The organism is Acidovorax sp. LjRoot66 (assembly GCF_964253305.1).
GTDB lineage: Bacteria > Pseudomonadota > Gammaproteobacteria > Burkholderiales > Burkholderiaceae_C > Acidovorax.
Map to the genome: position 1 here is coordinate 4,570,702 of NZ_CAXUQU020000001.1, position 15,835 is coordinate 4,586,536.

11 protein-coding genes are annotated in these 15,835 nt (G+C 63.6%); 5 read left to right on the top strand and 6 right to left on the bottom strand.

Annotation, left to right across the window (positions count from 1 at the left end; genetic code table 11):
• Positions 1-99: 99 nt before the first annotated feature.
• Both ACSQ3Y_RS21485 and ACSQ3Y_RS21490 read left to right on the top strand, forming a co-directional pair.
• Positions 100-2,106, top strand: a complete 2,007-nt coding sequence (locus ACSQ3Y_RS21485; RefSeq protein WP_436178817.1) for a peptidase U32 family protein — start codon at positions 100-102, stop codon at positions 2,104-2,106.
• 164 nt (positions 2,107-2,270) lie between these two features.
• Complete coding sequence (locus ACSQ3Y_RS21490; protein ID WP_436178818.1) at positions 2,271-3,554, top strand: O-acetylhomoserine aminocarboxypropyltransferase/cysteine synthase family protein; 1,284 nt, start codon at positions 2,271-2,273, stop codon at positions 3,552-3,554.
• A gap of 118 nt (positions 3,555-3,672) precedes the next feature.
• Here ACSQ3Y_RS21490 and ACSQ3Y_RS21495 read toward each other — a convergent pair whose 3' ends face one another.
• From ACSQ3Y_RS21495 to egtD, 4 genes are all read right to left on the bottom strand, one after another.
• Positions 3,673-4,065 carry a hypothetical protein gene (locus tag ACSQ3Y_RS21495; protein WP_436178819.1) on the bottom strand — a complete coding sequence of 131 codons (393 nt, stop codon included), beginning with the start codon at positions 4,063-4,065 and terminating at the stop codon, positions 3,673-3,675.
• On the bottom strand, positions 4,050-8,855 hold the full coding sequence (locus ACSQ3Y_RS21500) for an RHS repeat-associated core domain-containing protein (RefSeq protein ID WP_436178820.1): 4,806 nt from the start codon (positions 8,853-8,855) through the stop codon (positions 4,050-4,052). Before ACSQ3Y_RS21500 ends, ACSQ3Y_RS21495 begins: the two co-directional genes overlap by 16 nt.
• 212 nt (positions 8,856-9,067) lie before the next feature.
• Positions 9,068-10,372, bottom strand: a complete 1,305-nt coding sequence (gene egtB, locus ACSQ3Y_RS21505) for an ergothioneine biosynthesis protein EgtB (protein ID WP_436180153.1) — start codon at positions 10,370-10,372, stop codon at positions 9,068-9,070.
• Positions 10,373-10,466: 94 nt separating this feature from the next.
• On the bottom strand, positions 10,467-11,564 hold the full coding sequence (egtD, locus tag ACSQ3Y_RS21510; protein WP_436178821.1) for an L-histidine N(alpha)-methyltransferase: 1,098 nt from the start codon (positions 11,562-11,564) through the stop codon (positions 10,467-10,469).
• Positions 11,565-11,803: 239 nt separating this feature from the next.
• On the opposite strand from egtD, the gene ACSQ3Y_RS21515 reads away from it, so the two are divergent.
• The 3 genes from ACSQ3Y_RS21515 (at position 11,804) to ACSQ3Y_RS21525 (ending at position 13,865) form a co-directional block, all read left to right on the top strand.
• Entirely contained in the window at positions 11,804-12,877 is a 1,074-nt protein-coding gene (locus ACSQ3Y_RS21515) for a metal-dependent hydrolase (RefSeq protein ID WP_436178822.1), read from the top strand.
• Between the two features lie 113 nt (positions 12,878-12,990).
• Complete coding sequence (locus ACSQ3Y_RS21520) at positions 12,991-13,242, top strand: DUF1272 domain-containing protein (protein ID WP_322596572.1); 252 nt, start codon at positions 12,991-12,993, stop codon at positions 13,240-13,242.
• The gene (locus ACSQ3Y_RS21525; protein WP_305743286.1) at positions 13,239-13,865 is read left to right on the top strand and encodes a LysE family translocator; all 627 of its coding nucleotides are present in this window, start codon (positions 13,239-13,241) and stop codon (positions 13,863-13,865) included. Before ACSQ3Y_RS21520 ends, ACSQ3Y_RS21525 begins: the two co-directional genes overlap by 4 nt.
• Here ACSQ3Y_RS21525 and ACSQ3Y_RS21530 read toward each other — a convergent pair.
• The gene (locus ACSQ3Y_RS21530) at positions 13,862-14,467 is read right to left on the bottom strand and encodes an OmpW/AlkL family protein (RefSeq protein ID WP_436178823.1); all 606 of its coding nucleotides are present in this window, start codon (positions 14,465-14,467) and stop codon (positions 13,862-13,864) included. The genes ACSQ3Y_RS21525 and ACSQ3Y_RS21530 overlap by 4 nt on opposite strands.
• Before the next feature lie 306 nt (positions 14,468-14,773).
• A complete protein-coding gene (locus ACSQ3Y_RS21535; RefSeq protein ID WP_436178824.1) occupies positions 14,774-15,766 on the bottom strand; it encodes a DUF808 domain-containing protein in 993 nt (330 codons plus the stop codon).
• Positions 15,767-15,835: the final 69 nt, after the last annotated feature.

The window sequence follows — 15,835 nt, forward strand, 5'->3', positions numbered from 1 at the left end:
GCACACCAGACTTGCACAACAGAATTGCATACAGTATTAGTCGAGCTAATTGGAATCCCATTGGACCCGAAGTGGCGGGCCCTGGGATAATTCCGCCCCATGTCTCTCTTGCCCCACCAGCTCGAACTGCTCGCGCCTGCGCGCGATGCGGACATTGGCATCGAAGCCATCAACCACGGTGCCGACGCCGTCTACATCGGCGGCCCGGCCTTCGGCGCGCGCGCCGGGGCGGGCAACGACATTCGTGACATTGCGCGCCTGGTGCGCCACGCACACCGCTTCAACAGCCGCATCTTCATCACGCTCAACACCATCCTGCGCGACGATGAGCTGGAAGACGCGCGCAAGATGGCCTGGCAGGTGTACGAGGCCGGGGCCGATGCGCTGATCATCCAGGACATGGGCCTGCTCGAAATCGACATGCCGCCCATCCAGCTGCATGCCAGCACGCAGACCGACATCCGCACGCCCGAGAAGGCGCGCTTTCTGCAGGACGCGGGGCTGTCGCAGATCGTGCTGGCGCGCGAACTCACGGTGCAGCAGATCGCAGCCGTCCACAAGGCCTTGGGCCCGGTGGATGCGCCGGGGCGCGCCAACATCGAGTTCTTCATCCACGGCGCGCTGTGCGTGGCCTACAGCGGCCAGTGCAACATCAGCCATGCGCAGACCGGCCGCAGCGCCAACCGCGGCGACTGCAGCCAGGCCTGCCGCCTGCCCTACCAGGTGACAGATGCGCAGGGCCGCTTCATAGCGCACGACAAGCACGTGCTCAGCATGAAGGACAACAACCAGAGCGACAACATGCGCGCCCTGATCGATGCCGGCGTGCGCAGCTTCAAGATCGAAGGCCGCTACAAGGACATGGGCTATGTGAAGAACATCACCGCCCACTACCGCACCATCATCGACGGCATCATGGAGGAGCGCGAGTCCTCGGGCCACCCGCTGTCGCGATCATCGAGCGGGCGCACCACGTTTACCTTCACGCCCGACCCGCTGCAGAACTTCAACCGCGAGTTCACCGACTACTTCGTCACCGGCCGCAAGCAGGACATCGGCGCCTTCGACACCCCCAAGAACCCCGGCCAGGCCATCGGCTGGGTGACCAAGGTGGGCGCAGATTTCGTGGAGCTGGAAGTGAGCAGCCCTGCCACCGTGCTGCACAACGGCGACGGCCTGTGCTACTACGACCTGCACAAGGACCTGGTGGGCATGGCCATCAACCGGGCCGAGCCCGTGTCGCCGCGCAGCACCACCCAGTGGCGCGTGTTCCCCAAAGACCCGATGGAAGGCTTCAAGGACCTGCGCAAAGGCACCGAGATCAACCGCAACCGCGACATGGACTGGGTGCGCACGCTCGACAAGAAGTCGAGCGACCGCCGCATCGGCCTGTGGGTCTACCTGTCCGAAACGCCGACCGGCTTTGCGCTGACCCTGACCGACGAAGACGGCTATGCCGGCGGCGCGCAACTGGACCACGCGCACCAGCCGGCCACCGACGCCACCCAGGCCGACGCCAGCCTGCGCGAGCACCTGGCCCGCTTTGGCGCCACCATCTTCGCGGTGAACGACGTGGGCCTGCAGCTGTCAGCACCCTGGTTCATCCCCGCATCGGCCGTCAACGCCCTGCGCCGCGACGCGCTGGCGGACCTGGAGGCCAACCGCGCCAAGGGTTTTACGCGCCTGCAGCGCGCCACCCCGGTGGAGCCCCCGGCCCTGTACCCCGAGGACACGCTGAGTTTTCTGGGCAACGTGTTCAACCACAAGGCGCACGACTTCTACGTGCGCCACGGGGTGAAGGTGATCGATGCGACCTACGAGGCGCACGAGGAAGAAGGCGAAGTCAGCCTCATGATCACCAAGCATTGCGTGCGCTTCTCTATGAGCCTGTGCCCCAAGCAGGCCAAGGGCGTCACCGGCGTGCAGGGCACCATCAAGGCCGAGCCCTTGATGCTCATCAACGGCAAGGAAAAACTGACCCTGCGCTTTGACTGCAAGCCCTGCGAGATGCACGTGGTGGGCAAGATCAAGCGCCAGGTGCTCAACACCCAGGCGCGCGAGGCGCCGATGAACTTTTACCGCACGCGGCCGCAGCAGGGCAGCTGAGCGGGGCGCCGGCCTGGCAGGTCCACCCCTGCCATCGCTGGCCGCATAAGCACATACGAAACGATTCGATCTGCCTCGGGAGGGGCGGTGGAAGAATGGTTCAGGCGCCCCACTTGGGGTGCCTTGCCCATTCGCACCACCCCTTTCCAAGAGACAAGCCAACCATGCAGATCGAAACCTTGGCCGTGCACGCCGGCTACAGCCCCGACCCAACGACAAAAGCAGTCGCCGTACCCATCTACCAGACGGTGGCCTACGCCTTCGACAGCGCGCGGCACGGCGCCGACCTGTTCGACCTCAAGGTGCCGGGCAACATCTACAGCCGCATCATGAATCCGACCAACGACGTGCTTGAAAAGCGCGTCGCGGCGCTGGAGGGCGGCATTGCCGCGCTGGCCGTGGCATCGGGCATGGCGGCCATCACCTACGCCATCCAGACCATTGCCGAGGCGGGCGACAACATCGTGTCCGCGAGTACTCTTTACGGGGGTACGTACAACCTGTTCGCCCACACCCTGCCCCAGCAAGGCATCACCACCCGCTTTGCCGATCCGCGCGACCCGGCCAGCTTTGCCCAGCACATCGACGCGCGCACCAAGGCCATCTTCATCGAAAGCATCGGCAACCCCCTGGGCAACGTGACCGACATCGCCGCCCTGGCCAAGGTCGCGCACGACCATGGCGTGCCACTCATCGTGGACAACACCGTGCCCAGCCCCTACCTGCTGCGCCCCATCGAACACGGCGCCGACATCGTGGTGCACTCGCTCACCAAGTACCTGGGCGGCCACGGCAACAGCGTGGGCGGGGCGATTGTGGACAGCGGCAAGTTCCCCTGGGCCGAGCACAAGGCCCGCTTCCCGCGCCTCAACGAGCCCGACGTGAGCTACCACGGCGTGGTCTACACCGAAGCCCTGGGCCCCGCCGCCTTCATCGGCCGCGCCCGCGTAGTGCCCCTGCGCAATACGGGAGCCGCGCTGGCACCGCAGAACGCCTTTCTTATCCTGCAAGGCATTGAGACCCTGGCCCTGCGCATGGACCGCATCTGCGACAACACCCTGGCCATTGCCCAGTACCTGCAGGCCCACCCCAAGGTCGAATGGGTGCGCTACGCCGGCCTGCCCGACCACCCGGACCATGCGCTGGTGCAGCGCCAGTTGGGTGGGCGGGCGTCGGGTATTTTGAGCTTTGGTGTAAAGAACAGCGATGCCGATCCGCGGGCAGCAGGGGCGCGTTTTCTCGATGCGCTGCAGCTGTTCACCCGCCTGGTGAACATCGGCGATGCGAAGTCACTGGCAACGCACCCGGCATCGACCACGCACCGCCAGCTCAACCCCGATGAACTGGCCAAGGCGGGGGTGAGTGAGGGGATGGTGCGGTTGTCGGTGGGGATTGAGCACGTCGACGACCTGAAGGCGGATCTGGAGCAAGCGCTGGGATCGGTCTGACCAGCCTCGCTATTGGAACTTGCGGACGCCGGGATGTGTGAAGCAACACACCCATGTCCACGGCGGCCACCGCCAACCATTGGCAAACCGGGCTGAAAAGTGGGCTGAAAGAGTTCTCCTAATTCCCCGCAAGATCAAATTTGATGATAAATTTTGCGTCCTGCTTTATAACTAAGTATCTACCCTCAACATACACCTCCGGGTCCTTCACGAGCGTGCTGCCACCTCCTAGATCCGCCATTCCCAACAAATGGCAGCCAACACCGGCTACGCACATAAAAAACCAGCCGTGAACCCTTTCGATTCCAGACCCGTTGCGCCCATAGATGGCATATACATCGAATAGGCGCTTATCTTTTTCCAATCGATATCTCTCACTCTCTTGGTTTTCATAGTTCTTTTTAACCCAAATTTTGGCAGCCTCTGCGTCCTTAAACTTGATCGGCGCGTCTTGAGCTACTGCAGTCCAAAATACAAAAAGCAAAATTATGAAAATTAGTTTTTTATGCATATAGAGCCACATTGAACTGGATAGTTTGACGGAGGCAACGGCGAGTATCCCAAATTACGCGCAGCATGCCCTCCCGGCTTGTCAGACCAGCTTCCATTACTATCTTGGCGATGCCAATGATAGTCCCCACCTATATCAAAATATCGTCCTTCTCTTATAAATAGCTTGGCTTGGTGGTGACCCGCCGGACAAAAACCGTCACTTTCAGTCGATACTGCGCCGTCTCGACGAGCCGCATCAAATATATTTTCACAAATGAGTTGCGAGAATTTTTCACCCGAAATTTCACCCGGATCTAAACCACCACCTCCCCCAAACCTATGGCTCAAACGACCGCTGCGCCCTAGAACATAGGAATAGCAGTTATTTGCTCGTAGCCAAGCCTCATTGAAATTATTAGATCGATCAAAGTATGGAAATATTTTTTTCTTGGAAAGTCCAAAAGGATCCGAAAAATCAAGAGCATCCCCATCCACATACCCAAACCGATTGAATCCACCATCCAGCCCAATCGGATCCGCCTGCGTATACCGCCCCCGCTCCGCGCTGTAGCTGCGGAAGTAGTTGTAGTGCAGGTTGCTTTCCTTATCGTAATACTGCCCCGGGTAGCGCAGGTTGAAGGTCACCTCGGGGATGGGGGTGCTACCCGTGGTGGGGCTGGTGGTTTCGTTGGTGAAGCGCTTGGCGCCCAGGGTGGGCTGTTCGTCGCCGAAGGCGCTGTAGGCCCATTGCCAGGCCACCTGGCCGTCGGGCTGGGTGAGCTTGCGCGGGGTGTTCAGGTGGTCGCTGTGCACGGCATAGGCAACCCCATTGACGATGGCAGCAATGGGCATGGGGCCGTTGGCCGTGGGCAGGTAGATGTACTGGGTGGTGCCGGTGCTGTTGCTGCCGCCCATGCCGTATTCGCCCAGCAGGGTGCCGTCCTGGCCGTAGACATATGCGAAGCCGAGCTTTTGCGCGTCGCTGCTGCCGGGGCTCCACAGGCGGGTGAAGAATTCGTAGGCGGTCTGGATCAGGCCTTTGTCCTGTTCCTTTTCTTTTTCCGCTTCTTCCTGGTCTTCGGGGTCGGCCAGGAGGTTGTTGAGGTTCTTGCCACTGGTGGTGCTGCCTGATCCTGATCCGCTGGCAAACAGCGGCTCGGTCTTGAACACGCGCTGGCCCAGGGCGTTGTGGGCGTACTGGGTGCTGGGGGCGTCTGCTCCCGTGCCGGTGGTGACTTTTTCCAGGCGTTCCTGGCTGTCGTACTGGAAGGTGCGCAGGCCGTCGGTCAGCAGGTCACCGGCGACGTTGTACTGGAAGTCGACCAGGGTGTTGGCGGTGCCGCCAGGGCCGGACTTGGTCTGGCTGAAGGCGGTCTGGCGGTTGGCGGTGACGGCGTAGGTGCGGTTGGTGGTGGTGCCTGCGCGCTCCTGGGTGCTGGTGGTGCGGTTGCCGTTGGCGTCGTAGGTGTAGGTGGTGGTGTCGACCGGCATGCCAGGGTAGGCGTGCCGGTTGAAGCCGATGATGCGGCCTGCGCGGTCGTATTTCACGGTCCAGCCGAACTCTGCTTGCAGGGTGCTGCTGCCTTGCGGGTCACTCTCGACAGGATAGCGCAGCATCTGTGTCAAGGCGGTGATGCGGCCCCCTTCGTCGTAAACGTAGTTGCTGAATTCGGTGCTCTTGAGCCTTCCAGCCGTATCGTAGGAGCGAGCGGCGGGAATGGCGGCTGCGCTGCCTGCCAGGTTCCAGTTCCAGCCGGTGGGCTGCCCCAGAGGCGTCCATGCAATGCTGCTGACAATGGGCTGGCCAGCCCATGTCAGGCCAGTGAGTTGGCCGGTGGCGTCGTAGACGTTCTGCAGGGCCTGGCCGCCGGGGTAGGTGGTGCTGGCCAAGAGACCCGTAGTGGCGTTGTAGCTGTAGGCCAGGGTGCGGGTGTCGTTGTTGATGAGCTTTTGGGTCTGGCTCACTACGCGGCCGTGCGCATCGCGCTGGTAGGTGGTCAGGCCGCTCGAATCCTCGATCTCGCTGAGGTAGCCCTTGCTGGCCGGGGTCTGGTCGTAGCGCAGGGTGGTGGTGCCGCCTGTGTGCACGATGGACGTGGGGCGGCCCAGCAGGTCGCGGGTGATCGTCGTTGCCTGGCCAAGGGCATTGGTGATGCTGCTGGGCAGGCCCAGGGCGTCGTACTGGGCGGTTTGGTTGCCGCTATCGAGGCTGGATTCGCTGGTAGCGTTGCCCTGAAAATCACGGGTGTAGTCCGTGGCTATGCCATTGAAATCCTTGGCCTGGGTGATGGCGTCCGCACCGCTGTAGGTGAGGCTGGCGGTGGCATTGGCCGCATTCGTAATGCTCTTGACCCGCCGAACTGGATCGCGCCCGTAGAACTCGGTGTGGGGAACGCCGCCCATCGTCTGCGACTGTCTCGTCATATCCCCGTTGCCGTCCTGCCAATAGGTTAGTGGCTCTGCGGAATCGCCCAAGGTCGTGGTTTCTACACGGTTGATGTAGCTCATCGTGCGCGCCAACCGCCATGCTAATTGACCGTTGCCGGCGCGCACCTCCTCTACCGTGCGATTGCCCATGGCATCGAGCACGTATGTGGCTGACGCTCCGCGGTTGTCTGTCCATCCATTCAGGCGGTGCGCGCCATCGTAGTTGTATGTGATGCGGTGGCCATGCGGCAAAATGACGGTGGCAACCTCGCCGCTGACCCTGTAGGTAAAGGTGGTGACCAAGCCGCCACGATTGAGGGTCAGCACATTGCCGCGAGGGTCATAGGTGTAGGCCGTGACCAAGCCATTGGGCGCGGTATGGGTCAGCACCCGGCCCGTGCTGTCGTACGTGTAGGCATCCACATGCCCCAGCGCGTTGGTGGCGCTGGTGAGGTTGCCTGCGCCGTCGTACTGGTAGATGGTGACGGCGCCGTTGGGCGCCTTCTCGGTGGCAACCAGCCCGCTCACATGGTAGGTCCAGGCCCAGGTATTGCTGGCGGTGGCACCCACCTCTGTCTGGGTCAGTACATTGCCGAACGTGTCATAGGTGTAGTTGACGATGCCACGGCCCGGCACCGAGACGGTGGAGGGCGAACGCCATTGCGGGTGCCAGATGAAGTTGGTAGCACGGACTTCTGGCTTGCCAGGAGCTTCGGTGATGGAGATCGGCAAGCGGCGTGGTGCATCCCATTCATAGGTGGTTTCGTTGTACTCCTGGTCATACTTCTGAGCAGGCAATCCGTCTTCCCGTATGGTGCGGGATTTAATAGGTGGATCGCTTGGCGATGCTGAAGCCAAGGATGAACCGGTATACACCAGTTCATTGCCATAGACGCGGAAGCTATGGCTACGCGAGGTTCCCAACGGATCTACAAATCCATCCACATAAGGTACCGAATATTTGTCGACACCTCCCGCCTTTTCCGTGCTGAATGCAAAGCCCTCTTCGTCGTACTTGAAGGTGGAATGCCGTTGTCCATGCTCGTCAATCCGGCCCGCGAGCAATGAGCCCACCGTTGGCGTGCTGACGGTGTACACATACTCGCTGGTGGTGCCGTCGGCTTGCCGAACTGTCTTGAGGGCACCGGCGTCCGTGTAGGTGAACGATACGCTGCGCTGGTCGTTGCTGGTAACGCTCACGAGCTTGCCTACACCGGAATACACGAACCCCAGGCTTTGCCCGAAATTGTTGGTCACCGACGCGGGGCGATTGCCCGAATCGTAACCATAGCTCAGGCGCCAGCCATTGCGGTAGATTTGCTCCACAAGCAGGCCTTTTTCACTGAAGACATAGCGCCTCTCGTTTTCTGTATCGTCAAAGACCCAGCGATTACCGTCCTTAACCAGCGTGTGAAGCTTGTTGCGACCGATGAATGCCGAGTCGCCATTCTGTCGGTGAAAGTAATTGAAGGTGCCGTCGCCCATGTGCACACGGACCAGTGCGAAGCCACTGCCCAGGTCAAACCCGCTTTCCTGCCCGCTGCGGGTAGCGCTGCTTGAGTGGATGGCGGTGCCATCGCTGGATTTGGCGGACGCCAGGTAAATGTCGTGGTTGTGGAGCCAGCCGTCACCGAGGGAGTCCTGGCTGGCGCTTTTTTTGAAATAGGTGCCGAACCAGAGTTTTTTATCGCGCGCGCGGTGGCTGCGGTACAGGCGGCGAAACTCCAGTGGCATGGGGCCGGCGTTGACCAGGTCAACCACCGACTCGATCTTTTCTCGGGTGGTCACCAAAATGGGGTTGCCTTTTAGGGCGATTTGCGGACATGTCTCGCATGGCGGAGGAGTTTTCGCCACCGGGTTGACGCACATGTAGGTCTGCTTGTCCAAAGCCCAATATCCTGCAGTGCCACTCCATGGATGATTGCAAGTAATTGCACGTGAAGCATAGACCTTGACGATGCTTGAACTCACATCGCGGCATGTGGTGCCGCTTTTCCATCCATATGTAATGGTCAGCGGTGCATACTGGAAAAGGGGCTCTTTAGATTGGATAAACTGATCACGGTCAATAACTTCAACCCCTCCTACTGAGTAGGAAAATTGACACATATTTCCATAATTCGGGTTGGTGTATATCAGGTAATTGAGGGTCTCCTGAACCGCCTTGTCCTCTGTCGCATAGCTACTTCCCGAATCGGGAGGAGCCACTCCGTAGCCAGAGCCATACCCCCAGTCAGTAAATCCATCCGGTTTGAGCCGACAGGTCATGTAGCCATTTGGACCTCCCTCGACACAGGAGTCTTTGAAATTGCTTTGCGCGTTTGCCGCCCCCACAAACAGCAACGTGCACGCAACCACCACCCTGGCAAACCAAGTCTGCATATCCCACCCTCTCTTTGTGAATCGCTTCTTTTGACAAGCTGGTCCCGCCTACGCTGGCCAGCCATGCTTAAAGTTTCACACAGGTGGGGGACTGAAAAGAATTTTTACAAGAGCGGTTGGCATTTTCCAACGCGTGTTCAGTACCCGACGTTGGTCACAGGCGAACCGAGCGCTGCCTAAGAGACGGCGCTCTTCCAATTCAGTGCGTGAATCTACACATCCCTTGCCAACCGCACCCCCGAAAACTGCCACCGCGCAGTCGCCGGAAAGAAGTTGCGGTACGTGGCCCGCACATGCCCCGCAGGCGTGGCGCACGAGCCCCCGCGCAGTACATACTGGTTGACCATGAACTTGCCGTTGTACTCACCCACGGCGCCCTCGGCCGTGCGGAAGCCGGGGTACGGGGCGTAGCTCGACTGGGTCCACTGCCAGGCGTCGCCGAACATCTGCGCCATGCCCCCGCCCTCGGCCGCACCGGGGTGCAGCAGTGCATCGGGGCCATCGGCAAAATGGCCCTGCAGGGGCTGGCGCGCGGCGGCGCATTCCCATTCGGCCTCGGTGGGCAGGCGGGCGCCGGCCCAGCGGGCGTAGGCGTCGGCTTCGTAGTACGACAGGTGCACGGCGGGCAGTGCGCTGGCCAGGGGTACGAGGCCGGCCAGGGTGAATTCGTGCCACGCATCATCGCCACCGCCCTGCCCTTCGCGGTGCCAGTAAATTGGTTGTTCAAGGCCTTGCGCGGTGCGCCAGTCCCAGCCTTCGGCCAGCCAGTGCGCGGGGTTGCGGTAGCCGCCGTCTTCGATGAAGGCGGCATATTCGCCATTGCTCACCAGGCGCGATGCCAGGGCGTGGGGCTGCAGGTAGACGCGGTGGCGCGGCAGCTCGTTGTCGAAGGCAAAAATGCCGTTGTTATTGTTGCTGTTGCCGGCATGGCCGATTTCGACCACGCCGCCGTCGCTGCGGTGCCAGGTGAGGGGCTGGGCGGGGCCGCTACCTGCGGCCGGCTGGAGCGCGTGGTACGCCGGGAACAGCGGGTTGCACGAGAGCAGGTGCTTGATGTCGGTGACCAGCAGCTCCTGGTGCTGCTGTTCGTGGTGCAGGCCCAGCTCCACCAGGGCCAGCAGCTTGGCGTTGCCTGCGTGGCGGGCCAGCAGGCGCTGCATGCGCTCGTCCACATTGGCGCGGTAGGCCAGCACCTCGGCCAGCGAGGGGCGTGTGAGCAGGCCGCGCTGCGCGCGCGGGTGCTTGGCGCCCACGCCGTTGTAGTACGAGTTGAACAGCACGCGGAACGCGGAATGGAACGGCGCAAACGCCAGTTCATGCGGCTCCAGCACAAAGGTCTCGAAGAACCAGGTGGTGTGCGCCAGGTGCCATTTGGCGGGGCTGGCGTCGGGCATGGACTGGGCGCAGGCGTCTTCCGCCGACAGCGGGGCCGCCAGCTCCACCGAGCGCTGGCGCACGGCGGCGTAGTCTGCGGGCTGAAGGGGCGGGTTCGTCGTCGTCGCCAGCGTGTTCATCATCCTGCCAGTGTGCCCCAGCGTGGCGGCGTTCGGCTGGGAAAATCGCTCGGGCAACCCAGCGTTGCCGTGCAGTGGTGGCGGCGCAAGCCGCGTGTCAAGGCTGCGCATGCACCACCGCAAACCAGCCACGCGGATCGGTCCAGGCCTGGGCACGCGAGAAGCCGGCGCGCGCCAGCAGGTCGGTGAATGCGGGCAGCGTGTACTTGTAGCTGTTCTCGGTGTGGATGCACTCGCCCGCCGCAAAGTCGCGTACACCGCCGCCCTGCCAGCGCACCTGCAGGGGCGACATGGCCTGCAGGTGCATTTCAATGCGCGACTGCAGGGTGTTGAAGAAGGCCAGGTGGCGCCACTGCGCGGGGTCGAAATTGCTGCCGATAAGGCGGTTCACGTGCGTGAGCACATTGAGGTTGAAGGCAGCGGTAACGCCGGCGGCATCGTCGTACGCGGCCTCCAGCACGTCCACATCCTTGGGCAGGTCGATGCCGATGAGCAGGCCGCCGTTGGCATGCGGTTCGCCCTCGCCGTCTACCAGGTCGCGCATCTGTTCGAGCAGCATCAGCGCGTGCGGCGGGTCGAAGTTGCCGATGGACGAACCGGGGTAGAACACCAGCCGCCCGGTGCGCGGGATGTCGGCCGGCAGGGTGACGCCGCGCGTCATGTCGGCGCCCACGGCGCGGGCGTCCATGCCGGGGAACTCTTCGCGCATGCGGGCCACGGCGTCCTGCAGAAAGTCGGCCGAGATGTCCACGCCCACAAAGCAGGCCGGTGCCAACGTGCGGCACAGGGTGCGCGCCTTTTCGCAGTTGCCAGCGCCCAGTTCAATCAGCGTACGGCCGTGGCCCACGGCGTCTGCAATGGCGGCGGCGTGCTGCTGCATCACCGCATGCTCGGTGCGGGTGGGGTAGTACTCGGGCAGTCGGGTGATGGACTCGAAGAGCTCCGAGCCGAGCTGGTCGTAAAAATACTTGGGCGAGATGGTGGCGGGCTGCTGCAGCAGGCCCTCGGTAATCTCGTCGAATACGGACTGGTCTGCCAGCGCGGATACGGGGGCCTGCGCGCTGTCTGGCTCGGGGGCCAGCCCCTCGAAGGCTTCGAAGGCCAGGTGGGGTGGCTTGGCATTCCAGCCCGTTTGGCGCGGCGCGCCCTGGGTTGGAAGCAAGGGCGACGGTTTCTGGAGGAGTGCGTGGGCCATGGTTCGGTAGGTTAGCGGCGGGGCCAGGGCCCCAAAGTAGGACGAGCGCGCATGTGCCTGATCATGGGGCATCCTGGATGGCGCTGCTTGGGCGCAACTGCGCAGGCTTTCCTGTCATCGGGCCATGCCACCATGATGTCGTCCCCGAGCAGGCGCGGCAAGCCCTGTTGTGGCTGGCCCGCATTTCGCTTGCAGACACATCTTTGCCACAAATACACCAGACAAGGACACCCCGCCCCATGGATTCATTGACCCAGATCGCCCTGGGCGCCGCCGTTACCCTCGCCACCATGGGCCGCCGCACCGCCGCGTGGAAAGCCGTCTTCTGGGGCGCCGTGGCCGGCACCCTGCCCGACCTGGATGCCTTCATCGACCATGGCGATGCCATGCTCAACATGGTGCTGCACCGCAGCAGCAGCCATGCCCTGCTCAACCTCACACTTTTGTCAGGCCCGCTGGCCTGGCTGGTGGCGCGCCTGCATGGCGAAATGCCACACATGCTGCGCTGGTGGCTGGCCTTGTGGCTGGCGCTGGTCACGCACCCGCTGCTCGATGCGATGACCGTCTATGGCACGCAGCTGCTGTACCCGTTCACCAACCACCCCTACGGCGTGGGCAGCGTGTTCATCATCGACCCGCTGTACACCGTGCCGCTGATCATCGGGGTGGTGGCCGCGCTGGTGGCGCGCGGGCGTGACGGCAGGCGGGGCCTGCGCTGGAATGCCTGGGCACTGGTGTTCAGCACCGCCTACCTGGGCTGTGGCGTGCTGGCGCAGCAGCATGTGGAGGGCATTGCGCGTGCATCGCTGCAGTCAGAGGGCATCACTGCAGAGCGCGTGCTGGTGACGCCCGCACCCTTCTCTGCCGTGCTGTGGCGCGTGGTGGCGATGACGCCCACGCACTACCTGGAGGGCTTTCGCTCACTGGCCGATGGCAGCCAGCAGCCCATGCGCTGGACGCGCCATGAGCGCGGCGCAGACCTGTTCGCCACCTACCAGGGCAACGCGCATGTGCAGCGCCTCTCGCGCTTCACCCACGGCTTCTACCGCATGAACGAGGCGGGTGGGCATGTCTACATCACCGACCTGCGCATGGGCATGGAGCCTGCGTACTCATTCCACTTCGACATCGGCACGCCACAGCAGGTGCTGGCCGGCACGGCCAAGGCCCGCCAGGAGTTGCAGCGCCCCGACCTGGAGACCGCCCTGCCCTGGCTGTGGCGGCGCATGTGGGCGCTCGACGATGGCCCCCTGCGTCCACCGCCAGGCACCGAGCCGAAAACGCCCGCGCCGATGGCTACCCCGGCGGGCTGAGCACGCGGGCAGCAGCAGTACAGACGGCGCTGTAGGCAGCAGCTGTCTGTATCTTGCCGGGCAAGGCGGCTGCGCATAGAGTGAGCGGTCTACCGACCACCCGAGGCCCCGCCATGCTCCAGATGCGCCCCAGCTGCGAATGCTGCGACAAAGACCTGCCCCCTGATACGACTGCCGCGCGCATCTGCACCTTCGAGTGCACCTTCTGCAGCACCTGTGCGGGCGGCCCACTGGGCGGCATCTGCCCCAACTGCGGCGGTGAGCTGCTGCAGCGCCCGCGCCGGCCGGCGTCCAAGCTCGCGAAGTTTCCCGCATCGACCGAACGCGTGCACAAACCACAAGGCTGCGGCCCGGTGCTGGCATGAGCCTCGCCACGCTGCTGGTCTTTGCGCTGGTGGCCCTGGTGGCCATTGCCACACCCGGGCCCACGGTGCTGCTGGCGCTGGCCAATGGCTCGCGCTATGGCGTGCGCCGCTCGGTGCCGGGCATGCTGGGCGCGGTGGCGTCGGACTTCGTGCTGGTGGGCGCCGTGGCGCTGGGCCTGGGCGCGCTGCTGGCGGCCTCGGAGTTCTGGTTCTCCGTCGTCAAGTGGGTGGGGGCGGCGTACCTGGCCTGGTTGGGCGTGCGCCTGCTGCGCTCGCAGGGCGGGCTGGACCTGTCGCAGGCCGGCGGTGCCGAGGGCGTGACGGCCCGCAGCGTCTTTGCCAAGTCGTTCCTGGTGGCGGTCACCAACCCCAAGGGCTATCTGTTCTGCTCGGCCCTGCTGCCGCAGTTCATCGACGCGAATGCGCCGCAGTGGCCGCAGTACGCAGCCATTGCGGTGGTGTTCGCCGGCCTGGATTTCGCGGTGATGCTGGCCTATGCCATCGTGGGCGCGAAGGCGGTGCAGTTGCTGCACCGCCGCGCCGTGCTCTGGCTCGACCGCTGCTGCGGCGGGGCGCTGTTGGCGCTGGCCGGGTCTTTGGCGTTCTACCGCCGTAGCGCCTAGAACCGGTAGCCCAGGCCGATGCCGACCAGCACCGGATCCACTTTGAAAGTCCCCGCCTTGGCGCCGCCAGCGAACACGTCGGCCTGGATGTAGACCTTCTTCACATCTAGGTTCAGGACCAGGTTCTTCGACAGGGGAATGTCCACCCCTACCTGCAGCGCGCCGCCCCAGCTGCTCTTGTCGATGCCCACGCCGGCAGGCAGGTGCACGCTGGAAAAGCGCGTGTAGTTCAGTCCCGCGCCCACATAGGGTTTGAAGCCGGGGGCGTCGAAGTGGTACTGCAGCAGCAGCGAGGGCGGCAGGTGCTTGAGCGTGCCGATCTTGCCGCCGAGCGTGCTGGCGCGCACATCGTGCTTCTGCGGCACGGTGAGGACCAGTTCGGCGGCGATGTTCTTGGTGAAGAAGTAGGAGACGTCGACCTCGGGGATCACCTTGTCGTTGATCGACAGGCCCAGGCCGGTGGTGTCCTTGTTGGCACTGGCCAGGTTCACAGCGCGGGCGCGCACCAGCCAGGGGCCTTCGGATTCTTGCGCCATGGTGGCGCCGGATGCCAGCGCGCAGGCGGCCACCAGGGCCAGGTTCAGCAGCTTGTTGTTCTTCATGGGAGCGATTCGATGCGGTTGCACGGGGACGACCCCCGTGCATGCATTGGGCCCCCACGCGCACCGATGCGCCTTGCCACAGATCAACCATCGGCAGCGCTGGCGCGGCGCGCCACCGACCCAGCGCCCAGGCTTCGATCTGGATCAACAATCTGTGCGCCACCTGCGGCGCATGAAACTGGCGCGGCCTAAGCCAGCGCCCCCGCGCAAGGGCCGCCCCGCCGCGCTGGGGGCGTCCCCCTCCCGAATCGCGTAGCGAGTCGAGAGAGGGGTGAAGGCGCGCAGCGCCTCAGGGGGTGCTTCACTTCAGTGCGCGGCCGCGCCCTTGCCACGCATTTTTTGCACGGCGGTCACCACAGCCACCACCAGGCCACCCGCGACGATGCCCACCACCGCATTCAGCAGATTGGAGATCAGCCCGCCCCAAAGAGCGCCCGCAGGCCAGGTGCCGGCTGCAGCGCCAGCCCCCTCCACGGCATGGTGCAGGGCCGGAATGCCGTGCACCAGAATGCCACCGCCCACCAGGAACATGGCGGCCGTGCCGGCGATAGACAAAAATTTCATGAGCCAGGGGGCCGCATTGACGATGCCCGTGCCCAGCGCCTTGGCCACGGCGCTGCGCTTGTTGTTGAGCCACAGGCCCAGGTCGTCGAGCTTGACGATGCCGGCCACCAGTCCATAGACGCCTATGGTCATGATGACCGCGATGCCCACCAGCACAGCCACCTGCTGCGCAAACGAGGCCGTAGCCACCGTGCCCAGCGTGATGGCGATGATTTCTGCCGAGAGGATGAAGTCGGTGCGCACGGCGCCCTTGATCTTGTCCTTTTCCATGGCCACGAGGTCCACGGCGGGGTTGGCATTGGCCTGGGCACGGCTTTCGTGCTCGGCCTCGTCCTTGCTCTCGCTGTGCAGGAACTTGTGGGCGATCTTCTCGAAGCCCTCGAAGCACAGGAAGGCGCCGCCGATCATCAACAGCGGCGTGACGGCCCAGGGCGCGAAGGCGCTGATCAACAGCGCTGCCGGCACCAGGATGGCCTTGTTGACCATGGAGCCCTTGGCGACGGCCCAGACCACCGGGATTTCGCGCTCGGCGCGCACGCCGGTGACCTGCTGGGCGTTGAGCGCCAGGTCATCGCCCAGCACGCCGGCCGTCTTCTGTGCGGCCACCTTGGTCATGACCGAGACGTCGTCGGCCATGGCGGCGCTCTTCTTGGCCGCCACCTTGGTCATAAGGGCGACGTCGTCGAGGATGGTGGCGATATCGTCCAACAGGGCTAAAAGGCTGCCAGCGGCCATGGAATGTCCTTGCGATTGCGGTGAATGCGCGACTATAGCAATGCGCAGGGTCCGTCCCCACGCGTCCAA